We start from the raw sequence: 26,891 nt of genomic DNA, 5'->3' as shown, positions 1-26,891 counted from the left end.
CCCCAACACAAAAAAGGCTGTCCGGAGTCAGTTAACTGACTCCGGACAGCCTTTTCGTATGGAATTATGCTTTGGCAGCTGCTTTTTTCGGCTGCGTGAGCAATTTTGGTTCTTTCAAGTACTTGATGATGCCTTCTGAAGCACGGTAGCTGAGTGCGCCGATCGTTGCAGTCGGGTGGTGTCCGCCGAATTGCGGGAATGCCGATCCGCCGACGACGAACAGGTTTTCCATATCCCACAGCTGCAAGTAGTTGTTGACTGCAGATGTTGCCGGGTCTTCTCCCATGCTGACGCCGCCGGCATAGTGGCCGCCGTCGTAGATGTGATCGAATTCTTCCGGGATTTCGTCTGGATCGACGATGTCTGCACCCATCTTCTCCATGATTTCCGTACACTTCTCGATACCGAACTTGGCCATCGCCTTGTCGTGATCCGTGTACTTGTTCGTGATCCGGAGAAGCGGATCGCCGAATTCGTCCGTATACGTCGGGTCGAGGGACGTATAGTTGTGCCACCACGACATGACGGCTGGTGTGTACCAGACGACGAGGCTGCGGTTCGTGTAATGGAGGGACTTGTCCTTGAACTCAGGTCCCCATTGCTTCGTTCCGCGCGGTACTTTGTTCGTCGCGATCGGGCCGTGGCCGTACTGACGGATTTCGATGCCGCCTCCGTTGATGAAGTCGACGTCGGAGTGGTCGAAGTTATCGCCGGCGAAGTCGCTGAGCGCGCCGCCGAGTGCGCCTGCTCCCATGAACAGGTTGAACTTCTTGTCTTCGAAGAAGCCGCGTGCGCCGAGGAACGTGATGTTGAACTGTCCGTTAAAGTTCCGCCCGATGACACCTGTCCGTTTGACTGGGTCATACGGCTTGCCGATCTTCGAAAGAAGAAGCAGGCGGTTGTTCGTGAACGAGAACGCACCGAGCACGACGACGTCCGCAGGCTGGATGTATTCGAGGCCAGTTCGCAGGTCGACATACATGACGCCGGTCGCCTTGCCGTTTTCGTGCAGGACACGGCGGACCAGGGAATGTGTGCGGATTTCACAGTTGCCAGTTTTGACGGCAGTCGGGATGACGGTGACGAGCGGATCTGATTTCGCTCCGAAGTCACAGCCGTACTGTGTACAGAACGAACAGAACATACATTGTGCAATCGTTTCGCCGTCAGGGTTCGTATAAGATTGCGACAAGTTCGCAGAAGCGACCTGATATGGGTGGTAGCCCATCTTCTTCGTCGTTTCCTTGAACAGCTTGACGGCAGGGGATTCTTTCATCGGCGGGTTCGGCCACGGATTGGAACGTTTCTCTCCAAGCGGGTCTTCTTCGCCTGAAATGCCGGCTGTTTTCTCCCATTTGTCGTAATATGGGTCCATCTCTTCGTACGTGATACCCCAGTCACGGCTGATCATGCCTTCAGGGATTTTCTTCTCCCCGTAGCGCTCGACCGTTTTGGTGCGGAATTGGAAATCGATCGGTCTCCAGCGATACGTAGCACCCGCCCAGTGGACACTTCCGCCGCCGAGGTCTGTACCGGCCATCATTTCGTTCCGTGTACGGACTGGCAGTGCTTCTTCCTCCAGTGTATTTCGTGAAGTGATTGTTTCAGGTGCAAGGTTCTGCATCATTTCATAACGGTCTGTATAGCGGAGTTCGTCTTTCACCCCGATATAGTCTTGGCGGTCGACGGGTTTCCCCCGCTCGAGCGTGACGACTTTATAGCCCGCTTTCGCAACTTCTGCAGAGACGACTCCGCCTGCCCAGCCGCTGCCGACGACGACGACGTCGACTTTTTCAAGTTTCTTAGCCATTTAGCTTCCTCCTATCCCCACATGTCCTGATAATCGCGCAGGCTTTCCTGTTTCATGACAGCGAATTCCTCGTCTTCGATCTGACCGAGGTAGCCCATGCGCGGACCAGGGTATTCTTTCATCTTCCAGCCTGCCATATCGCGGTTTCCGCCGTAAACGGGATCCGCGTATGCGCCTTCGACGGTCGTCTGGAGCAGCAAGTTGAAGAATGCGATTGAGTCGATTCCGTTCATGCGGATTTTGCCTTCTTCGAAATCTGTGAGGATGGCATCCATCTGTTCGCCTTCCAGCTCCGCGAACTTTTTCTTGTGCTTCGTGTTTGCCACGTCCTGAAGGGTTTTCACACCTTCCCGGAAAATTTCGCCGCGGTTCATGCGGGTCTGGTAGCGTGGTGTCGGAGTCGGTGTTTGGACATCCGCGTTCGGACCTTGCTTGTTCTGGTCCTTGCTTTGGTTTTCGTAGTACGCGGATTCCTGGTTTTGCGGGAACGGCCCTTTCATGTATTCATGGGCATTCGAACCCCAATCCCCAGCGAGCTGACGGTCGATGAAGTACGGGACACTGAGAGCGATAGCGCCTGGTCCGTTTTTGTCTTCCGGATAGAGCCGCTCGGTCGCAGCAGAGAGTGTTTCGAAATCATCGGTGCGACTGAAGAACGTACGGGCGTCCATGTCATGGTTCGCAGTAGCTGCCGGTTTCTTGCCGTTGTTGGCAGGTTTCTTCATCTGATTCGTGATCAGACCTCCGAACAGTCCTCCGCCGATCAGTCCGCCGGCAACCAGGCCGGTGTTCTTCAGGAAATTCCTCCGGCTCATGTTGCTGCCTGGTTTCTTCGGATCTTGCGTTTCAGCCATCGTCGATTCCTCCTTTGTAATAGGACTTGCAGATTGTGGAGCAGCGGGCATCGGTCGAACATCTAAATAGGCGCGGTAACAAAAAAAGAATCGTATAATACGGGAAAAATTCCAATGCTGCGGCGCCTGTCAGCGTTACGGATTGCCCGGTCTATCACTGGCTTAAAATCTACAGTTGTTAAGTATAACAATTTCCGCCGGGAATATCTCGGGAAGCGAAATAAATTGGACAAATTACCTAGCGAATGTGCGTGCAGGGCATCCGTTTGCCGGAAGAACCTGTACAAGTGCCCCCAAACGTTACAGGCACTGGAAAAGGGGGGCGTTTCAATGTTGTCAGCTTGCTGCCTAAGTATACCCGTTTAGCAAATAGTTAGACTGCTTTCCGGGAAAGATTTTGTGCAGTTTCCTCCGTCAGCGAGGGCCTTCCGGATCAACTGAGGGAATGGACGAGTTCACCCTGCACCCATACGCTGCGGATATTTTGCGGGCGTGCCAGATACATGATCTTCTGGAAGACGTCGATCAGCGGTTCATCAGCATCGAACAGAGGGATCCGCGCGGATTCGGCGGACGGATCGAGACACTGGACGTCCCATGCATATCCTTCTGCCAGCCGTCCGATCGGCAGGCTCAGGCTTTCCCCGCCGCCAGCAGTCGCGAGGTAGAAGGATTCCGCAATCGTGATACGCGAATTTGCTGTGCCGCGCTCCTCTGCAGGAAGCCGAGGGTCGACTCCGTCCTCTAGCATGCGGGACGACATGACGGCCTGCCGCGCATTATCGTACAGGCTTGGAGAGAATCCGCCTGAAATGTCGGAACCGAGGCCGATGTCGACGTTCATCGCGGAAAAGCGGTTGATTGGGATGACGCTGTTCGCAAAGTACGCATTTGAGACCGGGCAATGGGCGATGGCGCTTCCGGTTTCTGCGAATAATTCCGCATCCGAATCGGACAGGAAGTTGCAGTGGGCGAGGACGGACTTGTCCTGCAAAAGACCGAAACCGTCCAGTGCTTCAGCGTCATTCTTGCCGAAGCGTTCCTGGACATGCTGGTGCGCCCAGTCACTTTCGCTGCAGTGGGATTGGATGTGCGTATCATATTTTGCGGCAAGTGCGCCAAGTCCTTCGAGCACTTCATCCGTACAAGTGGGGACGAACCGGGGCGTGACGACGGGGTAGACGCCCTGTTTCGCCGTGCGTCCCACTTCTTTCACTTTGAGGATGAATTCCTCTGTGTCGCGGAGTGCGGTCGCTGAGTCCGCATCGCGGTAATCCGTCGGGCATTCCGTCTCCAGATCCATGACGACTTTGCCGACGAGACCGCGCTGTCCTCGTTCTGCACAGATTTCGGCGAGCCGGATACTCGCTTCCTTATGGACCGTCGCGAAATACAGCGCCGTCGTCGTTCCGTTTGCGAGAAGTGTTTTGACAACGTCCGTATAGACCATGTCGGCGTATGCGAGGTCACTGAATTTCGACTCCGACGGGAATGTGTACGTATTCAGCCAATCATGTAACGGGATATCGAGCGCGGTGCCGGCCTGCGCCCATTGCGATGCGTGGCAGTGCAGGTCGACGAAGCCGGGCAGGAGGTAGGAACCTGACGGGATTCTCGTGAAGTGCTCCGTCTGTCCGTAGCCGCTCAGGATCTTTTCATAATCACTGTCTCCCGGATAGGCAATGCGGGCGATCATTCCTTCTTTATCGATGCAGAACAAGCAGTCTTCCAGTACGTCCACTTCTTTTTTGGAACGGCTCGTGAATGCTGTGGCAAGAAAAACTTTATCATAACTCATCGTTCGTCCTCCTTAAGGCAGGTATATGCATTGTTCAGTATGCACGTTGTAAAGCCGATTGACAACCGAATATTAAAATATTTATAGATAAAATCATTCGTCTGACGTCTTGATCGTGAATAGGGATCCATGACAGAGTGGCATCAGTCTTCTGGAGTAATCGGAATAGATGTTTTATTCGCCGGAAGGAGTGGAATAACGGTAACAGGGTATGTGTAGAAGACTAGACTGGCATATTATGAGAAAGCAGGTGCGCGGAATGAAAGATCAGTTGATTTCATTCGTGATCCCTTCCTATAACGAAGAAGGTAATATACATCCCATGATAGAAGCGCTCCGCCGCACGATGGCCTTTTCCAAACGCCAGTATGAGCTGGTGTTCGTCGATGATGGCAGCAGTGACGGCACGATGGAAGAGATTCGGGAAGCGGTGCTCATGTATCCGGAAGTCGAATATATTTCGTTCACGCGGAATTTCGGGAAAGAAGCGGCCATCCTGGCAGGCCTCGAAAGTGCCAAAGGGGATGCCGTCATTTTGATGGATGCGGACCTGCAGCATCCGCCTGACCTGATTCCGAAGCTGCTTCGCGGCTACGATGAAGGATATGATCAGGTAATTGCGAAGCGCAACCGGAAAGGGGATGCGAAGTTCCGGTCGATGCTCTCCCGCATGTATTACTGGGGCGTCAACAAAGCGGTCGATGTGGAGCTGCGTGACGGCGAGGGGGACTTCCGTCTGCTCAGCCGCCGCGCTGTCGATTCCCTGCTGCAGCTGAGCGAGGGCAACCGGTTCTCGAAAGGGCTCTACTCCTGGATCGGATTGGAGCAGAAGACGATCTGCTACGATAATGTCACCCGGCAGCACGGAGAGACTAAGTGGTCGTTCAAACAGCTCGTCAATTACGCGGTGGACGGGGTCGTCTCGTTCAACACCAAACCGCTGCGGCTCTGCTTCTATGCAGGCCTGTTCAGTCTGTTCCTCGCCGTTTCTTATATACTCGTAACGCTCGTCGGAATCATCCGCCACGGGGTCGAGGTGCCCGGTTACTTTACGATCATTTCCGCAGTCCTGTTCCTCGGCGGCGTCCAGCTCCTGTCGCTCGGAATCATCGGGGAATACGTCGGACGGATCTACAATGAAACGAAAAAGCGGCCGCATTATCTCGTTCAGCGGACAAGCGCCGAGGTGAAAGGAAAGCCACTGTCCCATGCCAAAATTCGAAGCTCGTGAATTCATCTTATTCGCCATAGTAGGCGTCGTGAATACAGCAACCTATTATCTGTTCTACCTGGCCGGGCTGAAAGGGCTCGGTCTGCCTTACATGATCGCGCATTTCGGTGCGGTCATTTTAAGCATGATCATTTCGTTTTTCCTGAATAGCTATGTGACGTACAAAGTGAAGCCGACGTGGAAGAAGTTTCTTATGTATCCGCTCACGCAGCTTGTCAATATCGCAGTGACTGCTGTGCTGCTCTTCCTGCTCGTCGACGGCTTGGGTATGAATAGCACGATCGCTCCGCTGGCCGCGCTGATCGTCACGGTGCCAGTCACCTTCATCGTTACAGGAAAGGTGCTGAAGTCGGCATGATGACGAAACGGAATTGGCTGATCGTGACGGCTGCCGCCCTGCTTGTGTCCGTGGCAGCGCACGGTTTCATGCTGTCTGAATGGCTGCATGGCCGTTATTTGATCGGGGCGAATGATGGGATGTCCCAAATGGTGCCGTTCAAGCACTTCCTATACGAATCGATGCGCGACGGGAACTACTTCTACTCGGAACGGTTCGGCTTCGGGGGCGGGATCTTCTCCCAGCTCGGCTACTACTTTTCGACGTCTGTCGTCTTTTTGCTCACTGCCGCTGTGACGGTCTGCCTTGAATGGGCGGGCGCTGTCGATCCGTCGCTGCAGTACTGGGCGGACGCGACCGTTTTCGTCAGCATCATCCGGCTCACGGTGATCCAGCTGCTGGCGGTCGTTTTTTTCCGTCAACTAGGTCTCCGCACACGCTACGCGTATGCCGGGGCGGTATTGTACAGCGTCAGCGTGCTCTATTTCCGGCATGTGACGTATTGGGAATTTTTCGCGGATGCGATGTTGTTCTTGCCGCTGCTGCTGATCGGGGCGGAGCGGATCATGCGCTCCGGAAAACCGGCTGTCTTCGTCGTTGCCGTCATGCTGTCCATGGCGGACAATTTCTATTTCGCGTATGTCAATTTCCTGCTGACATTCATCTACATAGTGTTCCGCTGGTTCATCCCGATTGCAGGACGGGACGTGAGCAAGCTGCGTCAGATGATCCAATTCATCGTTGGCGGCATTGCGGGCGCCGCTTTGAGCGCACCGTTTTTCGTGCCGGCGGTCTATGGCTATCTGAATAACTACCGGCCTCCTTTTGAAGGGGAGATTCCGCTGTTCAGGATGCACGACAACTTCCTGACAGACGGCAGGGTGGTCGTCCTTCCTGCGATTGCCGTTGTCGCCCTGCTGCTGTTTCCGCTTTACAAAAACAGGCTGTTCCGTCTGTTCGCGCTGCTGACAACGATGCTTGCTGTCCTGCACGAAAGCCCTGCGGCCGGCAGTCTGTTCAACGGATTATCCGCGCCACAGTACCGGTGGGAGCATATGCTCATGCTGGTGGCAGGCGGCACGGCTGCCTGCACGCTGCAATATTGGAAAACGCTCCGCGTGAAGGATATCGCGGTGGCAGCAGCAGGGGCCATCGGGCTCTACGCCATATTCACGATAGTCGACCGCGGAGGCGGGGGAAGCCTATATTCGGACAGCCTGATCGTGCTGCTGTTCGTCATTTGCGCCCTTGCGCTGCTCGCTGCGGTCCGTCAGTTCAAGCATTGGGACGGGGCACTGTACCTGGCCGTGCTGGCCGCTGCTCTTGTCACGGTGATCCTTTACCAGGAAACGAAGCTCGCACTCGACAATACAGACGTCGGCCAGGTGCAGGGGCAGGGCGTGCCGAAATCGTTTCTGACGAGTGACGGCTACAACGCTGCAGCACCGCGCGAAATGATTCAGCGGCTTTCCGCGGATGATCCCGATGAACTCGCCCGGTTCGACTGGATGATCGGACTCCGCAACAATACGCCGATCGTCCAGGATTTCCTCGGGATGAGCATGTATTCAAGCCTGCTGAACAAGAATCTCCTGCACTTCTACTGGGATGACCTGTCGATCGACATGGGCCGCGAAAGTGTCAGCCGCTATGCGGGGCTGGGCGGCCGGGCGAATCTGTACAGCTTGCTGAACGGCGTGTATGCTGTACGCGGCGAGCACGGGAATCCGGTGCCGTACGGATTCCGGGAAGTTGCGGAGCAGGACGACTACCGGGCTTACGAGAGCAGCAACCGCCTGCCGTTCGTCCGGACAGCGGGGCGTGTCTATACGGAAGCCGAATTGGCGGATTCACCAGCCCTCGCACGCGAGCATGCCATGCTGGACGGCATCATCTTGGAAAATGCATCAGGAGATACGGAACGGGCGCCGGAAGTGACGGATCTGATCAGACAGGCGGACGTCAAACCGGTGAACGCCGAGTATGTAGGCGATACACTCGTCGTGACCGGTGAGAACGGCGGACTCGACCTCCATGTGAAAGACCGATCGCTCCTGAAGGAAGACATGTACGTCTCGATGTACTTGAAGCGTACCGAGGCGGATCAGGGATTCGCCATGACGGTCAACGACTACCGGACGACCCGCAAACGGATCGACTCGATTTACCGGACACGCGTCTATGATCTGTCCATCAGGATCCCTTCCGATGAAACCATCCGGATCCGTATGCCGCAGGGGACCTACACGCTGCGCGATCTGGCGCTGTACGCAGAGGACTACGAAACGTTGAAACGCGCCGGGCAGCGGAGTGCTGCCGTGCCGCCGCCTGACGTGGAATGGAAAGGCGGCCGTGCTAGTATCCGGCTCGATAACGTGGATGCTGATCCGTATGCCGTTATGCCGATCCCTTATGAAAAAGGGTGGCGCGCCAAGGTGAACGGCGAACGGATTGCTATCGAAAAGGCGAATTATGCCTTTACGGGCATACGGATCGGGCCGGGGGTGAATACGATCGAACTGACGTATTACCCGCCCTACTTTGGAATCTCGCTTCTGCTGGCGGTCATCACGGCCGGACTGCTGCTTGTTTTCCGGCTGCTCACTAGAAAAAAGGGGACGCCTCGCAACTGAGGCATCCCTTTCTTCATTTAATAGGGTACGCCGAATGACAGCCAGAACACAGCTGCCACACTGACCGCCATGACGGCAAGGAAGATAGCGTCATGACGGCTGTACGACGTCGAATAGAAATACGTCCGCGCTGCGCCCATCTGGTACTGCTTCGCTTCCATGGCGATGGCGATCCGCTGGGCGCGCCGGATGCTTTGGGCGAAAAGGGGCACGGTGTACGACCGGATCCGCTCACCGACGCCCCGCACGCCGCGCGAAAACGTGATGCCGCGGACTTTCAGTGCATTGCTGCGCACTTGGATCTCCTCGGCGATGACGGGCAGCAGGCGGATCGATGCGATGAAACTGTACGCGTACTTGGACGGCAGGCGGAACTGCTGCATCATCGCGTAGAAGAACAGGACCGGCTCGACGGTCAGCAGGAACGCGAAGCCGGTGAAGCCGAACGACAGCGATTTCGTGCCGAGCAGCAGGCCGTGCCGGATGCTCTCCTCGGAAATCTTGAAGATGCCCCACTGCCAGAGCACCGTATCGCCTTTGCCGAACAGCGCCATCGTGATGAAGGATGACGCGAACGACAGGGCGATCGGAATTGACAGCAGCGCGAGTTTCTTCGCGGAATAGCCGCTGAACCCATACAGCAGGATGGCGGACAGGACGGCGAGCCAGGCCGCGAGCGGCAGGTTCCGGTTGAACAGTGTGATGAAGAGCAGGAGCAGGAAGACGGCGAATTTCAAGGCGGGATTGACACGGAACAGCCAAGTCATACGTTCAGGAGTGAACCAGGCGGGCATGCGCGGCACCTCCCGTCTTTTCGCAGGACATGAGCCGGCCGTCCGCGATGTGCCACTGATGGGTCGCGAAATGATCGGCAATTTCCAGATCGTGCGTCACCATGACGATGGTCAGTCCGTTTCTCCGCAAAGTCTCGAGTGTCTCGAGCATGACGAACGTATTGCGCGCGTCCTGGCCGAATGTCGGTTCGTCGAGCAGCAGCACCTGCGTATTCCCGGTCAGCGCCGTCGCCACGCTCAGCCGCCGTTTCTGGCCGACAGACAGCTGATATGGATGGCGCTTTCCGTCTTCCGGCAGGCTGAAGCGCTTGAGCAGACCGTACGCTCGCTTCTCAGCCTCCTCCGGATTGAGAGTGTGCATGGACACCGTCAGTTCCTCAAACAGGGAATTCGCGACGAACTGCAATTCAGGATTCTGGAAGACGAGCGACAGGCCGTCCGGCAGCGTCCGCCTCCGTTTTTTCTGAATAACCGTCCGACCGTCCACCGTCAGTGTCCCCGTCGTCTTCAGCAGCTGGATCATTGACAGCAGGAGCGAACTTTTGCCGGATCCGTTCTCGCCGAGGACCGCAATCCATGATCCTTCAGCGACGTCCGCTTTTTCAGCATGGATGACCGCCCGCTTCCCGCGCCAGCCGGTGAACGACTCGAGCTCCACGATGCGGCTGTCCCCGGTTCCCGGCCGGTCACGCATGAGCTGGAGAAAACCCTCCGATCGTACATAATCTTCCCAGACGCCGGGATACCAGATGCCGTAACGGATGAGTTCCGGCCGGTGCTCGCGGAATACGGTGTCCGGCGGCCCGTCCGCTAGGATTTCGCCATGATCCGTGAACAGCACGACACGGTCGATCCAGCCCGTGATCTGCTCGATCTTATGCTCGACGATGACGACCGTCTTATCGGCCGCCGCATCGCGGATCGATGACCAGATCTGCTCAGTGCCTTCCGGGTCGAGCAGGGCGGAAGGTTCGTCGAGGAACAGGACGTCCGGCTCCATGAGCAGGACCGAGGCGAGGGCGAGCCGCTGTTTCATCCCTTGAGAGAGTTCGAGGATCGGTGTGTGGACATCTGTCAATTGAAGACCGACCCGCCGCAGTACCGCTTCGATCCGCTCCGGCATCTCTTCCTGCGGGACAGCGAGGTTCTCGAGGACGAATGCGAGCTCTTCGTCGACATACGGCATGCAGAACTGCGTATCGGGATCCTGGAAGACGAACCCCCAGGATGAAGGCAGGTCGATTGCTTCCGACTTCATCGGCAGTTCGAACGAGCGCGGGACGATACCGCTCGCAACCTGCAGCAAGGTTGACTTGCCGCAGCCGCTCGGTCCGAGTAGCAGCACTTTCTCGCCCTTCTTCACAGAGAAAGAGAGGTCCTTGAAAAGCAAGGAATCCTCTCCCGGGAACTTCAAGCGCAGCTTGCGGAGGGAGAGAGCTTCATCCGTACAGCTGCCGGCCGCAGTGTCCAGCGGTTTCACCGGTCCAGCAGCGAGTATTCTTCCTTCGCTACAGGACGGATCGAGTTCGTGACACCTGTCGCTTCCAGTGCACGGATGACAAGGACCGCGAATACGCCGGTGAAGATGAACGCACTGACCGCACGCAGGCCGTATTTCACGATGAGCGCCCACGTTTCAAGATCGGCATAGCCGTAAATCAGGTCGAGACCGAAACTTGCTGCACACGACGCGACACCGGCCAGGCCGGCAAACGGGATCGAGAATTTCCGGTAGCGGAACGCAGCGAACAGCAATTCAGCCGCAAGCCCCTGGGCCGCTCCGTAGATGAGGACGCCGAGCCCGTGCCCGATGAATGCCGACAGACCTGCTCCGGCGATGCTTGCAATCAGGGCGACACCCGGTTTACGGATGAGCAGGAAGGCGAACACGCCGTTCATGAACCACATGCCGTACAGCAGCTGGCGGGCGACAGGCAGGACGGGCTTGATGGCCGTATACAGGTCGTCCCAGAATTTCATGAGGATACCGAAGACCACACCAACCATAATCGTGATGAGCAAATCGGTGAATGTTAACTTTTTCATTGTAAAATCCACTCCTATTTTTTGATGAAACTCACAAAAAAAGACCGTCTGAAAGCGCAGACGGTCGAAAGGAGGGTCCCGGGCCCCGGCATGATCCTTCGATCACGGCTCTCTACGCTGGCATTATCCAGATCAGATGCGGTCAGCAGCGGATTCATCTGCTATCTCAGCCTGATTCACTCAAGCACCCGTACGGTCAGTTATGTAAGTGACTCGAGTATACAACACGTACAATTTTCTGGCAACCGCTCATTTCAGAAAAGTCTGCGCCGCTCAAACGGTACCCTCTGCGTTCTCCAGCAGTTTCGTGAATTTCCTCCGCCATTCTTCGGCAAGCGGTCCGATGTCCAGCACCCTGCGGATCCCTTCGATATCTCGCGGCCGGTGGAAGTAGACTGTATTCGCTTCCAGGACGGTCACGCCGTTCGGATCCTTTTCTTCAAGCGTTATCTCCGCATCCGCGGGCACGGATCCTTCTTCGAGCACCCGGCACAAATACCCGGTGAAACCCGTCTCGATCATCGCTTTCATGACAGGGTAGCCGAGACGCTGGTCGATCGTGCTGCACGGGATCCGTCCCTGCGTCACTTGGATCCGCACATCACCGATCCGGTAAATGTCCCCGATGCAGACGTCCGCCTCCGTCATGCCCGCGACGGTCAGGTTTTCCCCGAAAGCAGCCTGCGGCAGCGTGCAGCCAAATGTTTCATTCCATTCAAGGTAGTGCTCCGCGGGATAAACACATACCGCCCGGTCCGGCCCGCCGTGGTGTTTCTTATCCGCCACGTCGTCCTGCTGGAATCCGTCCTTTGTCAAAAAGGCTTCTGTAACTTCCTGTTTGCAGATCCCCGTCAGGAGATCCCTTCCTTTTGCCGTCCGGATAGTGCGCGGAAGGCCTGTCGCCAAATGAGTCAGCTGCATTTCCAATCCCCCTCTGTTTTCCTGTCCATAGCCTTCCAGTATACCAAATCGGGCTGCCGGCGGCCAGAGTATTCTGACAGGGGAAACGGGCAGAAAAGGTCGACGCCCTGCTTCCGTCCGCCTATAATGAAGACAAGTTAACTAGAATGCTTATGGAAATGGGGAACAGTTGTGAAAAAGGCAGTGATTTTCGACTTCGACGGAACGATCATCGATACGGAGTCGGCGTGGTTCGATATCTATCAGGAAATCTTGAAAGAGCAGCACGGTTTCGATCTGACACTGGAGGAATTCGTGAAGGTGGTCGGCTCGACGGACGGTGCGCTGTTCGACTTCGTCGACAGATCACTCGGTGTCCCGCTTGACCGGTCGGTATTCCGGGACGAACTCGACGCCCGTTTCGAAAAGATCCGGGAACAGCTCGCATTGCGGGAAGGATTCCTTGAAACCGCCCGGCGCCTGGAGGAACAGGGTATTGCGATGGCGGTGGCAAGCAGTTCGAAGCGCAGCTGGATCGAGAGGTTCCTGAACCAGTACGGCCTGATTAGCTACTTCCCGATCATCGTCAGCGCGGAGGACGTGGAAAACGTCAAGCCTGATCCGGCCATCTACCACGTCGCCCTGGAGCGGCTCGGTGTGACGGCGGACGAGGCGATTGCCGTGGAAGACTCGTATAACGGCTCGATCGCTGCGATCAGTGCAGGGATCCACTGCCTGATCATCCCGAACGACGTGACCCGTTCACTGTCCTTCCATGAAAAAGGACAGCTCATGGAATCGTTCGCTGATTTCGATTACGGACTGTTGGAAGCGGCGGATGCAGGAGGTGCGTGCTCATGAATCGGCGGCTCCTCGCGGTTGATGGCGGAGGCTCGAAAACCGCTTTTTCCCTGCGTGATGAGCAGGAAGCGGAGTTGTACGCGGCCGAAAAAGGCGGCTCTAACTGGCATGCCGTCGGGGAAACGGCCTTCCGTCAAGTCATGGAAGAAGCGGCTGCCGAACTGCTGCAGTTTTGTCCGGACGGCGTCATCGATACGGCTGTGTTCGCGCTGGCGGGGACGGACACGCCGGAAGACGAGACGCAGATCACAGAAATGCTGCGGGACGTATTCGGACGGCAGAACCTGATGATCCGGGATCTGCTTGTTGAAAACGATGCCTTTTCCGTGCTGAAAGGGCTGTTGCACGATGAGCCCGGAGTACTGCTCATTTCCGGCACGGGTGCTATCGCTTTTGCGCAGGATGATGAGGGGACGGTCATCCGCGCAGGCGGCTGGGGCCACCGGACAGGCGATGGCGGCGGAGGCCGCTGGATGGGCATGCGGGTGATCGATGCCGTGTTCCGTGCGGCGGACGGTCGGGAGCCGGCGACAGCGCTGACCGGGAAAGTGCTTGCACGGCTGCGCATGCAGTCTGTGGACGAACTGTGCAACTGGGTGAACGGCCCGGCGTTCTCCGGCCATACGGTGGCGGGGCTGACGCGGGAACTTGCAATAGCTGCAGAGGAAGGCGACCGCACATCGATCCTGCTCATCGAAGAAGCGGCAGAGGAACTTGGAGACATGACGGCAGCGGCCATACGGCGCCTGGGGCTCGCCGGCCAGGCGTGTCCTGTCTATTGCGCAGGCGGGAACTTGCAGCATTTCGACCGGCTGTTCTCGCAGCTTGAAGAAAAATTGACTGCAAGGTGTCCACATGCCACAGTTATCTGCACAACTGACGCACCGATCGACGTGATTGCAGAGCGTGCGAGGCATCATCAGAGCCGTCATCAGAGCCGTCAGGAGGAATGACATATGCGAAGCAGGCAGCTGGAACTGCTGCTCGACTTGCTGAAACAGAAGCAGGCGACCCACCGGGAACTTGCTGAAAAATTCGGTGTCAGTGTGAAAACGATCCAACGGGATGTCGACAGATTGTCAGGGCTTGGTGTTCCGCTTCACTGCAGGCAGGGAAGGGACGGAGGGATTTTCATTGATCCGTCCTACAAACTGTCCCGCAGTTTCTTGACAAAACAGGACTTGCAGACCAGCGCGTTCGCATTATCCCTGTATGATCAGCTATCGCAAAGAGATCAAAAGACGGCGATCCTCAGTAAACTCGCATTGATCGATCCGGATTTCATCGGGCTGCTCGATCATGACGCGTCCGAATACTTCACCGCTGACCTGACAGATGCCCCTGTGTCGGTGGAAGGCCCGCTGTTTGAGGCGGTCAACCGATGCCTGGATGATGAATGCAGGATCCTGTTGACAGCATGCGGAACGACCCGGCCGGTTGCGCCGATCGGTTATGTGCTGCGCCGCGACGGGCTACACTTGTATGGGGAGTCCGATGGGCTTCGTCTTGTCCCGCTGCAAGAAGTGACACAGTTCTGTCAGACAGATGAAGAATTTAAACGTAATTTTCCGCCTTACTTGGAAGTGAAAGACAAAGTACTTCCATTTTCATTTTAAATAAGACATTACCTGTCCGATTTGGCCGGTACACTGGATACATGGAGGGATAATCGATGGAACAGTCGATATACACCCGGTATTCTGTGAACCGGCTTATTTTAATATTTTCCATGCCTGCGATCTTATCGTTAATCGTCGAATTGATGACAGGGGTCATCGACACGGCTTTCGCTGGGCATTTAGGGGGCGTCTCGGAAGCAGCTCTCACTGCCATGGGGCTGGCGGCACCGCTGCTCGGTCTGTTTGTCGCCGTTCAATCCTTGTTCGCCGTATCGACAGCCATCACGGTATCGTCACTGTTCGGCAGTCAAGACAGGCGGTCACTGGACAGCCATCTGCAGACAGGTATTATCATGACGATTGTCCTGAATACGCTGCTGTCGCTTGCGGTCTGGCTCATGCTGGATCCGCTTCTCGGTGCCCTCGGTGCAGCCGGCGAGGCGCTTCTTCAGGCAAGGGCGTACATGAGCGTCCTGTTGATCAGCAATGTGTTCAGTTCAGTCGGCTATCTGCTAACAAGCGTCATTCGGGCTTTCGGACACCCGAAAACGGAAATGGTGATCATCACGGCGTCCGTTGTCCTGAATATCGCCGCGAACGCTGTCCTGACGTTCGGGCTGCAGCTCGGGATGACAGGCATCGCCCTCGGCACATTGGTGAGTGAACTAATCTGTGCCGCTGTGGCCATGCTCTGGCTGAAGAAAAAAGGATTTTGGTTCGTGTACAGACACCTGCCGCTGTCCGAGACGATGGCAATTACCCGGCGGCTCATCATCATCGGCTCTGTCCAGACCGTTCTGCAGTCGCTTGCCGGTCTCACAGCCTTCTTCGTCAACCGACAGCTCCTTGAGTATGCAGGTGCCGTACAAGTGGGAGCCTGGGCAGTCGCGAACAAAGTATACATGCTGCTGCTGATGCCGATCATTGGTCTCACGCAGTCGGTCCAGTCCATCCTCGCATATTTCAGCGGCCGCGGTGAGCGTGACAAACAGCGTGCGGTTTCTGTCAGGACAATCCTGATTACCGCCGCCTACGGAATTGCTGGAGCGGCTGCCTCCTTCTCTGCAGGCGGATGGATTGCAGGTCTCATGTCAGGCAGCAGCGAGGTCACGGATCAGGCCGCCGTTATGTTGGATCTTCTGTTCCTGACGTTCCCGCTCGTCGGTATTACGTATACGGTTATCACGCTGTTGCAGGTGACTGGGTATGAGAAACAGTCGCTCCTGATCGCCAGTTTCCGCCAGGTGCTAGTGGTCATCCCTCTTATCCTTGTGCTCCCGTATGCTGTGCAAAGTCTGGAGTTGCAGCTAGCGCCGGCCTTGTCGGTCCTCGCAGCTATTCCGATCGCTGATCTGCTGACACTGCTGCTAGCGCTCTATCTTGGCAGGAAAGCGTCCAAGCCTCTGCAAGAAACTGTCCGGATTTCATGACCCGGGCATGGCATGATTTGTCGAATCAATGAAACTTTTTCGTGTTTTGACCGTAAGTGAACGAAGAGGTGATTCCGATGAAAAAATTGATCAGCGGCCTGCTGATACTGACAATGTTCCTCGCATTGCCGACAGCGGTATCCGCGAAGAGCTTCGAAATTGACGCGTTCACAATCGATGCTCAGCTGGAGGAGAATGGACAGGTGCATGTGAAGGAGGAGCTGACTTACCGCTTCAGCGGCTCGTTCAACGGCATCACCCGGGCGATTTATCCGAAAAAGGGGTCTGAGATCCGGGACGTACAAGCATCGGAGAATGGCAGGGAGCTTTCCGTCGAACGGGCGGGCGGCGACTATCGTGTCCACCGAAAAGCGAAAGACGAGACGGTCACCATCCAGCTGACGTATACGATTGTGGGCGGAGTCGCGGCCTACACCGATATGGCGGACTTTTACTGGCCGTTCTTCGACGACCGGAACGAAACCGAGTTCAAGGATGTGACGGTCACCGTGCATCCGCCGGCTCCGACTGCGGATGTGATCGCATTCGGATATGATGCTGCCCTGACGGCGCCTGCCGTGGAACCGGACGGTACTGTTATCTTCCGGCTCGGGAAGGTGCCGTCGGAGCAGAATGCGGATATCCGTGTAGGCATGGGCATGGCCGTTTTCCCGGCCATGAAGGAGCCTTCAAGCTCAGAGATCCGGCCGGTACTGCTGGCGGAGAAGGAGAAGCTCGACGCGAAGATGGCGCGCTACGAACGGATGCATGAAGCGGGCAAAACGGCTGCGCCGATCGTATTCGTCCTCGGTGCAGCTGTCTTCGCGGCGCTGCTGAGCTTCATGCGCCGACGGAAGAAGGAAAGGAAACGCGAAGCGGCAGAGCAGTATCCGGATCCGTATTTCGTGCCGGATCAGGTCATGAGCCTGCCGGCGACGATCGATTTCACGAGTGCGATCACGGAGCCGGAGTCCCTCCTGACCTCGGCTTTGCTCGATCTGATCAGGAAAGGCAACATCGAGCGGGAAGGTGACGAAGGGTTCCGCCTGCGCAGCCGGGATGTCGATCATGAGCATGAGCGGCTGCTGCTCGAGTGGCTGTTCGACAAGACGGGCGACGGGCAGGTCTTCCGCTTCAGCGACCTGGACGTGCTCGGCGGAAAACAGAATGCGGCCATGAAAGCAGCGGAAGCTTATGATGAAGCCCGGACGGAATGGCGGAACGCAGTGTCGGAGGAAGTGAAGGAAGCCGGTGTCAGCGGGTCCTCACTGAAATATGCGCTAGTATCGATTGCAGCGGGCCTGCTGCTCGTCCCGCCGATGATCGTGTTCGCGGTGTACGGACTGCCGTGGTGGCTGGCGGGCTTCATCCCGCTGTCGCTGCTCCTCATCATGACGGGGATCTTCAATCAGCCGTATTCCGTGAAGGGCTACGGAGTCCGTAACCAATGGAAATCGTTTGCGGAACGGATGCCGCGTATGACCGAATCCGATTTCTCGGACCGGCTCGACGATGACCAGAAGCGGGCGGTCATCTATGCAGTCGGCACGAACACATTCGAGAAAGAGAAGAGGGACGCGATGATGCAGTACCCGCTGTTCCAGAGCAATCCGAATATGCTCGCCTATTTCATGCTCGCCGAAGTCTCCGCCCGGCAGTTCACGCGGGCCGACACCGCAGTGGCGCAGCACGTCAGCAGTTCCTCGTCGTCCGGTTCCTCCGGCGGCGGTACGGGAGGCGGCGGAGGCGGTGCGGGTGCATTCTGACGGCTGGCCGGACGTTTTCCCAGTCCGGCAGGCGGATTAGTTACGCTATACTTGACGTTCATGCTACCATTGGGAAATAGACAAATTTGCATTCAACCTGGCTGTAGGAGCGTATCGCAATGAAAAAAACACCCTTTGCCCTTTGGCTGCTGCTGGCCAACCTGCTGATCGCCTTTTTAGGCATCGGCCTCATTATCCCGGTCATGCCGACCCTCATGAACGAACTGCACCTGACCGGTAAAGTGGTCGGCTATCTCGTCGCATTCTTTGCGATCGCCCAGCTGATCGCCTCACCGCTGTCAGGCCGCTGGGTCGATTCCATCGGACGGAAAAAGATGATCGTCATGGGTCTGCTCATGTTCAGTTTCTCCGAGCTGCTGTTCGCAGTCGGCCAAACTCTGCCCGTTCTGTACGCCTCCCGGATTGTCGGCGGTGTCAGCGCAGCGTTCATCATGCCGGCGGTCACGGCGTTCATCGCGGATATCACGACGACCGAAAACCGGGCGAAAGCGCTCGGCTACATGTCCGCTGCAATTTCGACGGGGTTCATCCTCGGACCGGGCATCGGCGGATTCCTTGCCGGCCTCGGTACGCGGGTCCCGTTCTTCTTCGCGGCAGGCCTTGCGCTGTTCGCAGCAATCTTCTCGCTCGTCATGCTGCGGGAGCCTGAGCGGCAGCATGTGGAGACGGTGAACGCCAAGAAACCCGGCTTCAAACGTGTCTTCGCGCCGATGTACCTGATCGTCTTCATCGTTATCTTCGTCCTGTCATTCGGGCTCGCTTCATTTGAGTCGATCTTCAGCCTGTTCGTGGATCACAAATTCGGATTCACACCGACGGATATCGCAATCATCATCACGGGCAGCGGAATTGTCGGAGCAATCGCACAAGTCGTCCTGTTCGACTGGCTGGCGAAACGGATGGGGGAAAAGCGCCTGATCTTCTGGTGTCTCGTCCTGTCAGCTGTCCTCGTCGCCGCCATGACGGTCGTCAGCCATTACTTCGCCATTCTCGCGGTGACGATCGTCGTCTTCGTCGGATTCGACCTGATCCGCCCGGCCGCGACGTCGTATCTTTCGAAAATCGCCGGCAACGAGCAAGGATTCGTCGGAGGCATGAACTCCATGTTCACGAGCATCGGCAACGTGTTCGGCCCGATCCTCGGCGGCATGATGTTCGACATCGATCTCGACTACCCGTTCTACTTTGCGACATTCGTCCTGATCGGCGGCGCAGCACTCGCCTTTGTCTGGATGCGGCGGAAGGATGTCACGAACGACCCGATCCACCAGCCGTTATAAAGATGAAAAACAAAACCCCCGCTTGTGATGAATTCATCGCAAGAGGGGGTTTTCTATAGGAAGAAGACGATCAGCTGGGAAGCGACAGCGACCAGGATCAGGGCGAACGGATAGGCGGCCGCATAGGCGATCGCCGGGTCTTCCGAATCGATGAGCTGGTTCAGCGCGCCGAGGGCAGGGGTGCTCGTCATTCCGCCGGACAGGCCGCCGAGGGAATGCACGACGCTCAGCTTCAGCAGCTTGCGGGCGGCGAAATACCCGGCGAAAATCGGCACGAGTGTAATTAGCACACCGCCGAAGACCAGCTTGACGCCTTCGGTCTGAATGACTTCGACGATGCCCGCTCCGGCTGTCGTCCCGGCACCCGCGAGGAAGAGCACGAGACCGAGTTCCCGGATGACATGGTTAGACGGGCCGTAATAGCGGACATGGATCGGCCCGATCTTGCCGAAATGGCCGATGATCAGCGCGACGAACAGCGGTCCGCCGGCAGTGCCGAGTTCAATCGTGCCGAGACCCGGTATCGGGATCGGCACCATGCCGAGCAGGACGCCGAGCAGCAGTGTAATGCTGATCGAGAAGATGTCCAAGTTCGTGACTGCCAGTTTTTTTCGCGTGAACAGCGCTTCGACTTCATCGAGCCGCTGTTCCGTACTGACGATCGTCAGCACATCCCCGCGGATCAGCGGTAAGTTCGGATTCTGCGGCAGTTCGATGCCTTCCCGCGTGATCCGGGTGACCGTCGTCCCGTGATCTTTCCGCAGCCGCAGCTCCTTCAGCGTCTTGCCGGTCACTTCATCGGCATCTACTGTAACTTTCCGGAGATGGACATTATCAGGATTCTCGAGGTCCGTCTCGACGCGTCTGCCGACATAAGCGGTCAGGCCGTGCAGCTTCGTCTCGTTGCCGACGATGACGAGATGATCGCCCTCCAGCAGAATCGTATCACCGAGCGCGATCATCGTATGCCCGTCCCGGATGACCCGGCTGACGACCGCATCATACGGAGCGAAATTCAGCTCGCTCAGACTGCTCTTGTGCAGCATCGGGTTCGTCACCTCCAGCGTGATGACGACTGGCGATCCTTCCGTCCTGATCGGGTTGACCGTACTTTCGAGATCCTTCTGCAGATCGATCTTGCCGAGGCGCGGCAGCAGCTGGACGAACAGCACGACCGCCAGCACACCGAACGGATAGGCGATCCCGTAGCCGACCGAAGCGAGCGGATCATGCGTCGCCTGCAGCGCCGCCGCGAGCCCTGGTGTACTCGTCAGCGCGCCGGTCATAAGGCCGACACTGAGCGCAGGCGCAAGGTTGAACCATTTCGCGACTACGACGGTCGTCACGACGGCGAACACGATGATCAGCAGCGACAGGATGCCGAACACGAGCCCGCTCGTCCGCAGCATGCGGAAGAACCGCGGCCCCGCCTGCAGCCCGATCCCGACGATGAACAGACTCAGCCCGAAGTTCTGTATCACCGGCGACACGGCGAAGCCGAAATGCCCGAACACCATGGCCACCAGCAGCACCCCGGCCGCCCCGAGATTCAGCCCTTTCACCGACAGCGACCCGAACCACGAACCGAGGAACAGAATCACGAACAACAAAATGAGCGGCTCGCTCAGCAAAGAATGCAACAAATCCATCCAATCACCCCTAGTTTGTACTAGTGTACCCTCAGTATACTGCACCGAACCCGTGGGTTGTATGGATGGTGCCTGTCGGTGTTGCGGAGCGGGTCGACGGTACCTGTGCGTGAAACAATCATGAATGTTTGAACATTCATGATAACTTGTGAATGTGGTGGTTTGTGACCGGGTGAGAGTGCGAGGCGCAATTTCGGTCACTAGGGGACGTCTCTAGTACCCGGTTTTTCGGTTTTATCATAGGCACGGTCACTAGGGCGTGCCCTTACTGCCCGTGCCGGCGTAACTTGGGCTCATTGGGTCACTTAAGCGGGCTTTAACTGCCCGTGCCGGCGTAACTTGGGCTCGTACGGTCACTTAAGCAGGCCTTAACTGCCCGTGCAGGAGTAAATTGGGCTCGTACGGTCACTTAAACGGGCCTTAACTGCCCGTGCCGGCGTGAATTGGGCTCGTCCGGTCACTTAAGCAGGCATTAACTGCCCGTGCCGGCGTGAAATGGGCCCCTACGGTCACTTAAGCAGGCCTTAACTGCCCGTGCAGGAGTAAATTGGGCTCGTACGGTCACTTAAACGGGCCTTAACTGCCCGTGCCGGCGTGAATTGGGCTCGTCCGGTCACTTAAGCAGGCCTTAACTGCCCATGCCGGCGTGTATCTGGCTCGTCCGGTCACTTAAGCAGGCCTTAACTGCCCGTGCCGGCGTGACTTGGGCCCGTACGGTCACTTAAGCGTGGCTTAACTGCCCGTGCCGGCGTGAATCTGGCTCGTCCAGTCACTTAGCACCATCCTCGACTACCCTCGCCTGTCCCGAGTGCGCAATCCCTCGCCGTTCCTGTATAATGAACACACTTCACAAACCAACATCAGGAGGGATCCGCTTTGAAAACGATCCAGGACATCGCCAAACTCGCGAACGTTTCGAAAAGCACTGTTTCCCGTTACTTGAACGGCGGCTCCGTCAGCAAGGCTATGCAGGCGAAGCTGTCGCGCATCATTGAAGAAACCGGCTACCGGCCGAACAAATTCGCGCAAAGCCTGCGGGCGAAACGGACAGGCATGATCGGGGCGATCGTTCCCCGGCTTACATCCCGCTCCGCCATGCAGACGCTCAGCGGGCTCGACATGTACTTGCGTGACCGGTCGCATCAGCTGCTCATCGTTAACGCAGACCTGAGTGCAGACCGGGAGATTGAGGGCCTGTACGCCATGGCAAAGCAGAAAGTCGACGGCATCGTGCTGTTTGCGACAGCTGTCACCTATGCTCATATCGATGCGATCGAAGAAATCGGAATCCCAGTAATCCTGCTCGGCCAGCGGCATCCGTCGGTCCCGAGTCTAGCGTACGACGATTACCAGGCCGGCCGGGACTTGGCCGATTATGTTGCAGCACAAGGGTACCGGCAGGCGGCCTACATCGGGGTCGGTCCTGAGGTTGAAGCGATCGGCGTCTTGCGCAGGAAAGGAGTCGAAGACGGACTCGCAGCAGGCGGTGTCCAGTTCACCTCCATTGAGGCGACGTTCGAGATGGAGTCGGCGGCTGCGGCTGCAGAACAACTGCTGCGCGGCGACGCCCCGGATCTCATCATGTGCGCGACGGACGACCTGGCGTTAGGCGTGCTGAAAGCGACCCGGGAGGCAGGACTCCGGGTGCCAGAGGATATCGGCATCACGGGCTTCGGCGGCTATTCACCTGCAACGTACCTGTCACCGGGACTGACGACGATCCGATTCCATTTCCGGGAAGCCGGTGCCGAGGCAGGGCGGGCGCTGCTCGATCTCATGAGCGGGGAGCAGCCGGCGGACCTCCCGTCGCTGCAGCACGAACTGCTCATCCAGGAAAGCGCTGTCAAAATTTGTTGACTTGTGTATGAAAACCATTTAAACTGAATAAATAGAATACTAGTGCAATGAATGACCGGTTCCCGTGCGAACGAGGAACTGTTCTTCGCAACATGATTTGGAACCGGTTCCAAAACAAAAGGAGGGATGGCATGGCTGTTCACTGGACGAGAGAGCAGCGCTACCGCAGGCTCGACACCGTGGATCCGAAAGAGTACGACGAACTGGTGGAGCATGTCGCAAATGCGCCGTGGCGGCAGAAATACCACGTCCAGCCGCTCGCGGGTTTATTGAATGATCCGAACGGGTTCAGCTGGTTCAACGGACAGTACCACTTGTTCTACCAATGGTTCCCGCTCGGTCCTGCGCACGGGTTGAAGTATTGGTACCATACCGTTTCAGATGATTTGGTCACATTCGAAAATAAAGGGATCGCGCTGTCTCCAGACACGGCGTACGATTCACACGGCGTCTATTCCGGCAGCGCGCTGCAGGCGGGGGACGACCTGATGCTGTTCTACACTGGCAACACAAGAGACGACAAATGGCTCCGGACGCCCTACCAATGCATGGCGCAAATGAATAAAGACGGCGAGTTCTCGAAATGGGAGCTGCCGGTCATCACCGGCGTTCCGGAAGGCTACACTCAGGAACTGCGAGATCCGAAACTGTGGAATGAAAACGGCACGTACTATTGTGTCATCGGCGCCCAGCGGGACAATATGACGGGCGCCGCGCTCTTGTACCGTTCTGCGGACCTGCACGCCTGGGAGTTCATCGGCGAAGTGCAGACGGATCATACCGATTTCGGCTATATGTGGGAGTGCCCGGACCTGTTCACGGTGGACGGCACCGACATCCTCGTCTTCTCCCCGCTTGGCTTGAAACCGGAAGGCCTGAGCCGCAGCAACCTGTTCCATGCGGGCTATTTGAGCGGGACGTTCGACGTGGACACAGGCGCATTTAACCATGAACCTTTCCAAGAACTTGACTATGGCTTCGATTTCTATGCACCGCAGACGATGGAAGGGCCGGACGGCGAACGCATCCTGATCGCGTGGATGGCGATTCCGCAGCTGCCGTATCCGACCGACAAGGACGGCTGGGCAAACTGCATGACGCTGCCGCGCGTGCTTACAGTAGAGGACGGACAGCTGAAACAGCGGCTGCCGAAATCGTGGGATAAACCGGAGGAGGACGCCAGCCATTGGCAGGGCGAAATCGGCCGCCAGCCGGAACTGCTGCCTTTCGGCGGTGACTGCTACGAACTGCAGGCGAAGTTGAGTGACGTCACGGCTCGCGAAATGCACATCGACCTGCGGGTGCGCGAAATGGAATATTCCCGGATCACGTACAATAGCGAAACACAGACGCTGGTTTTCGATCGGATGCACAGCGGCGAACCGGTGAATGCGTCGGAAGGCCACACGCGGACCGTCACGCTCAGCCGGCCGCTCGAACGGCTGCGAATCCTCGTCGACATCTCCAGTGTCGAAATTTTCGTCAACGACGGAGACACAGTCATGACGAGCCGGATCTTCCCGGGGGAGGACTCGACCGGGATCCGCATACAGGCAGCGGAGGGGACAGCAGAGCTGGAATTCCATCACTGGCCGCTTGACGGGATCGCTTTCAAGGAAGAAAGGGTGCTGGACAAGGAACCGAAAACTACGTAAACAGGAGGGATTGTCAAATGTCTGCAGAAAACCGGAAAATTGCGGAGGAAGTCATCGAAGCGGTCGGCGGCCGGGAGAATATCGAATCGGTTGCCCACTGTGCGACGCGCCTGCGTTTCATCGTCCATGATCGGTCGAAAATCGACGAAGAGAAAGTCGAATCGGTCGATAAAGTCAAAGGAGCTTTTTTCAACTCAGGGCAGTACCAAATCGTATTCGGCACCGGAACCGTCAACCGGATCTACGAAGAAGTCGAGGCGCTCGGAGCGACAGGCGTCTCGACAACCGACATGAAGAAACAGACGAAAGACCGGGGGAATCCATTTCAGCGGCTCATCCGGACATTCGGTGACGTCTTTGTGCCGATCATTCCGGTGCTCGTTGCGACCGGACTGTTCATGGGGCTTCGCGGCCTGCTGACACAGGAAGCCGTACTTGGGGTCTTCGGCACAACGCCGGAAGCAATTCCCGAGAAATTTATCCTCTTCACGCAAGTGCTGACGGATACGGCGTTCGCCTTCCTGCCGGCGCTCATAGCGTGGTCGGCGTTCCGGGTGTTCGGCGGAAGTCCGGTGCTCGGTATCGTGCTCGGGCTCATGCTCGTCAACCCGGCGCTGCCGAACGCCTACTCCGTCGGAAGCGGCGACGCCGATCCGATGATGTTCTTCGGCTTCCTGCCGGTTACCGGTTACCAGGGGTCCGTCCTGCCTGCATTCTTCATCGGGTTTGTCGGGGCGAAGCTTGAACGCTGGCTCCGCAAACGGACGCCTGAGGCACTTGACTTGATTCTAACCCCATTTTTGACGTTGCTCATAATGATCATACTCGGCCTGTTCGTCATCGGCCCGATTTTCCATACGGTCGAAATCGGCGTCATGGCGGCGACTGTCGCGATCCTCGATCTGCCATTCGGCATTCCGGGGCTGCTGATCGGGTTCTTCAACCAGATCATCGTCATCACCGGCGTCCATCACGTCTTCAACTTCTTGGAAATCCAGCTGCTCGCGCAAGACGGCTGGAACCCGTATAACGCAATCGTCACGGCGGCGGTCGCTGCCCAAGGTGCCGCGGCACTTGCAGTCGGCCTGAAAACGAAAGACAAGAAATTGAAAGCGCTCGCCCTGCCGTCCTCCTTCTCGGCATTCCTCGGGATCACCGAGCCGGCGATCTTCGGGGTGACCCTGCGCTACATGAAACCGTTCGTCATGGGGCTGATCGGAGGAGCGGCAGGCGGATTCTTCGCATCGCTGTTCGGATTGAAAGCGACGGGAATGGCGATCACCGTCATACCGGGTGCGCTGCTCTACTTGAACAGCCAGCTGCCGCTTTATATCGTCGCCAATTTGATCGGTGCCGTCGTCGCCTTCGTCCTGACGTGGCTGTTCGGCTACAACGATTCCATGCTGAAACGGACGCATGACGACCACCCGAAAGTATAACGAAGAAAGGAGGCGGCCCCATGCGAATCGGAGGCATTGAAACAGGCGGGACGAAATTCATCTGCGGTCTTGCGGATGAAACCGGGAATGTACTGGAGCAGACGACCATTCCAACCGAAGACCCGGAAACGACGCTCGGCAAAGTGGCGGATTTCTTCCGGGAGAATCCTATTGACGCCATCGGCATCGCCGCATTCGGTCCGGTCGATGTCCACCCGCAGAGCCCAGACTACGGCATGATCGGCAAGACGCCGAAGTTCGCCTGGCAGTACGTCAATCTGATCACGGAATTGCAGAAGAACCTGCCCGTACCGATCCGTCTGGACACGGATGTCAATGCAGCCGCGCTTGCCGAATCGGCTGCGTACGGAACGGAGAACCTGGCCTACGTCACAGTCGGCACAGGGCTTGGGGCCGGCGCAATCGTCGAAGGGAAACTCGTACATGGCCTGCTCCATCCGGAAATGGGGCATATCGCCATACGGCGCCACCCAGGAGATCCGTTTCCCGGCTGCTGTCCGTACCACGCCGACTGCCTGGAAGGAATGGCATCCGGGACTGCGATGCGCGCCCGCACAGGGAAATCCGGCAAGGACCTGCCCGCTGACGATGACGCCTGGATCTACGAAGCGGACTATCTCGGCCAGCTTGCGGTGACCTTGCTGCTGACGCTTTCCTCGGAAAAAATCATTTTCGGAGGTGGCGTCCTGCAGAACGACTGGCTGCTGCCGATGATCGTCGAAAAGGCCGAGACACAGCTAAACGACTATCTACTGCTGCCGAAACCGGTAGGAGAGATCATCAGCAAACCGGCCCTAGGCACCCAGTCCGGACTGCAAGGTGCCTTCCTGCTCGGCAGAAGTCTGATAGAATAGCCCGTTTTCAGGTGCCTGTGCAGCAAACAATCATGA

21 protein-coding genes and 1 riboswitch are annotated in these 26,891 nt (G+C 57.2%); of the genes, 13 read left to right on the top strand and 8 right to left on the bottom strand.

What is annotated here, in order from left to right:
* Positions 1-64 precede the first annotated feature (64 nt).
* From NFU03_RS13435 to guaD, 3 genes are all read right to left on the bottom strand, one after another.
* A complete protein-coding gene (locus NFU03_RS13435) occupies positions 65-1,810 on the bottom strand; it encodes a GMC family oxidoreductase (RefSeq protein WP_251639460.1) in 1,746 nt (581 codons plus the stop codon).
* A gap of 11 nt (positions 1,811-1,821) precedes the next feature.
* Positions 1,822-2,664: a gluconate 2-dehydrogenase subunit 3 family protein gene (locus NFU03_RS13430; protein WP_251639459.1), complete on the bottom strand. Its 843-nt coding sequence runs from the start codon at positions 2,662-2,664 to the stop codon at positions 1,822-1,824.
* A 433-nt stretch (positions 2,665-3,097) separates the two neighbouring features.
* Positions 3,098-4,462, bottom strand: a complete 1,365-nt coding sequence (gene guaD / locus NFU03_RS13425; protein WP_251639457.1) for a guanine deaminase — start codon at positions 4,460-4,462, stop codon at positions 3,098-3,100.
* Positions 4,463-4,721: 259 nt separating this feature from the next.
* Here guaD and NFU03_RS13420 point away from each other — a divergent pair, with 259 nt between their 5' ends.
* The 3 genes from NFU03_RS13420 to NFU03_RS13410 are packed head-to-tail and all read left to right on the top strand — an operon-like array spanning position 4,722 to position 8,663.
* Positions 4,722-5,693: a glycosyltransferase family 2 protein gene (locus NFU03_RS13420; protein ID WP_251639455.1), complete on the top strand. Its 972-nt coding sequence runs from the start codon at positions 4,722-4,724 to the stop codon at positions 5,691-5,693.
* Positions 5,671-6,051, top strand: a complete 381-nt coding sequence (locus NFU03_RS13415) for a GtrA family protein (protein ID WP_251639453.1) — start codon at positions 5,671-5,673, stop codon at positions 6,049-6,051. Before NFU03_RS13420 ends, NFU03_RS13415 begins: the two co-directional genes overlap by 23 nt.
* Positions 6,051-8,663: a YfhO family protein gene (locus NFU03_RS13410; protein ID WP_251639451.1), complete on the top strand. Its 2,613-nt coding sequence runs from the start codon at positions 6,051-6,053 to the stop codon at positions 8,661-8,663. The genes NFU03_RS13415 and NFU03_RS13410 overlap by 1 nt, the downstream gene beginning before the upstream one ends.
* Positions 8,664-8,680: 17 nt before the next feature.
* On the opposite strand, the gene NFU03_RS13405 is transcribed toward NFU03_RS13410, so the two are convergent.
* The 4 genes from NFU03_RS13405 to NFU03_RS13390 form a co-directional block, all read right to left on the bottom strand.
* Positions 8,681-9,457 carry an energy-coupling factor transporter transmembrane component T family protein gene (locus tag NFU03_RS13405; protein WP_251639450.1) on the bottom strand — a complete coding sequence of 259 codons (777 nt, stop codon included), beginning with the start codon at positions 9,455-9,457 and terminating at the stop codon, positions 8,681-8,683.
* Positions 9,435-10,847: an ABC transporter ATP-binding protein gene (locus tag NFU03_RS13400; RefSeq protein ID WP_251639448.1), complete on the bottom strand. Its 1,413-nt coding sequence runs from the start codon at positions 10,845-10,847 to the stop codon at positions 9,435-9,437. The genes NFU03_RS13405 and NFU03_RS13400 overlap by 23 nt, the downstream gene beginning before the upstream one ends.
* An 86-nt stretch (positions 10,848-10,933) precedes the next feature.
* Positions 10,934-11,503, bottom strand: coding sequence for an ECF transporter S component (locus tag NFU03_RS13395; RefSeq protein ID WP_251639446.1), 570 nt, complete (start codon positions 11,501-11,503; stop codon positions 10,934-10,936).
* Between the two features lie 92 nt (positions 11,504-11,595).
* Positions 11,596-11,705, bottom strand: a riboswitch (TPP riboswitch).
* A gap of 71 nt (positions 11,706-11,776) precedes the next feature.
* Positions 11,777-12,430 (bottom strand): MOSC domain-containing protein, encoded by a 654-nt coding sequence (locus NFU03_RS13390; RefSeq protein WP_251639444.1) that lies wholly within the window; start codon positions 12,428-12,430, stop codon positions 11,777-11,779.
* A gap of 165 nt (positions 12,431-12,595) precedes the next feature.
* On the opposite strand from NFU03_RS13390, the gene NFU03_RS13385 reads away from it, so the two are divergent.
* The 6 genes from NFU03_RS13385 to NFU03_RS13360 all read left to right on the top strand — a co-directional run bounded on the left by NFU03_RS13385 (position 12,596) and on the right by NFU03_RS13360 (position 19,380).
* Positions 12,596-13,264, top strand: coding sequence for an HAD family hydrolase (locus NFU03_RS13385; RefSeq protein WP_251639442.1), 669 nt, complete (start codon positions 12,596-12,598; stop codon positions 13,262-13,264).
* A complete protein-coding gene (locus tag NFU03_RS13380; protein WP_251639440.1) occupies positions 13,261-14,217 on the top strand; it encodes a BadF/BadG/BcrA/BcrD ATPase family protein in 957 nt (318 codons plus the stop codon). The genes NFU03_RS13385 and NFU03_RS13380 overlap by 4 nt, the downstream gene beginning before the upstream one ends.
* A 3-nt stretch (positions 14,218-14,220) precedes the next feature.
* Positions 14,221-14,880, top strand: a complete 660-nt coding sequence (locus NFU03_RS13375; RefSeq protein WP_251639438.1) for a helix-turn-helix transcriptional regulator — start codon at positions 14,221-14,223, stop codon at positions 14,878-14,880.
* 56 nt (positions 14,881-14,936) lie between these two features.
* Positions 14,937-16,313 carry an MATE family efflux transporter gene (locus tag NFU03_RS13370; RefSeq protein ID WP_251639435.1) on the top strand — a complete coding sequence of 459 codons (1,377 nt, stop codon included), beginning with the start codon at positions 14,937-14,939 and terminating at the stop codon, positions 16,311-16,313.
* Positions 16,314-16,390: 77 nt separating this feature from the next.
* Positions 16,391-18,079 (top strand): DUF2207 domain-containing protein, encoded by a 1,689-nt coding sequence (locus NFU03_RS13365; protein ID WP_251639433.1) that lies wholly within the window; start codon positions 16,391-16,393, stop codon positions 18,077-18,079.
* A gap of 119 nt (positions 18,080-18,198) precedes the next feature.
* Complete coding sequence (locus NFU03_RS13360) at positions 18,199-19,380, top strand: MFS transporter (protein WP_251639431.1); 1,182 nt, start codon at positions 18,199-18,201, stop codon at positions 19,378-19,380.
* 53 nt (positions 19,381-19,433) lie between these two features.
* On the opposite strand, the gene NFU03_RS13355 is transcribed toward NFU03_RS13360, so the two are convergent.
* Positions 19,434-21,029, bottom strand: a complete 1,596-nt coding sequence (locus tag NFU03_RS13355) for an aspartate:alanine exchanger family transporter (RefSeq protein ID WP_251639429.1) — start codon at positions 21,027-21,029, stop codon at positions 19,434-19,436.
* Positions 21,030-21,905: 876 nt separating this feature from the next.
* Between NFU03_RS13355 and NFU03_RS13350 the strand changes: the two genes are divergently transcribed.
* The 4 genes from NFU03_RS13350 (at position 21,906) to NFU03_RS13335 (ending at position 26,855) form a co-directional block, all read left to right on the top strand.
* Positions 21,906-22,886, top strand: a complete 981-nt coding sequence (locus tag NFU03_RS13350; protein ID WP_251639428.1) for a LacI family DNA-binding transcriptional regulator — start codon at positions 21,906-21,908, stop codon at positions 22,884-22,886.
* 131 nt (positions 22,887-23,017) lie between these two features.
* Positions 23,018-24,541 carry a glycoside hydrolase family 32 protein gene (locus NFU03_RS13345; protein WP_251639426.1) on the top strand — a complete coding sequence of 508 codons (1,524 nt, stop codon included), beginning with the start codon at positions 23,018-23,020 and terminating at the stop codon, positions 24,539-24,541.
* Between the two features lie 17 nt (positions 24,542-24,558).
* The gene (locus NFU03_RS13340) at positions 24,559-25,980 is read left to right on the top strand and encodes a sucrose-specific PTS transporter subunit IIBC (RefSeq protein ID WP_251639424.1); all 1,422 of its coding nucleotides are present in this window, start codon (positions 24,559-24,561) and stop codon (positions 25,978-25,980) included.
* Positions 25,981-26,000: 20 nt separating this feature from the next.
* Entirely contained in the window at positions 26,001-26,855 is an 855-nt protein-coding gene (locus tag NFU03_RS13335; protein WP_251639422.1) for an ROK family protein, read from the top strand.
* The last annotated feature ends 36 nt before the right edge of the window (positions 26,856-26,891 follow it).

This window comes from Sporosarcina sp. NCCP-2716, from assembly GCF_023707985.1.
Taxonomy (GTDB): Bacteria; Bacillota; Bacilli; order Bacillales_A; family Planococcaceae; genus Sporosarcina.
The sequence above is the reverse complement of the archived record's forward strand: the minus strand, read 5'-3'. Positions and strand labels throughout refer to the sequence as shown.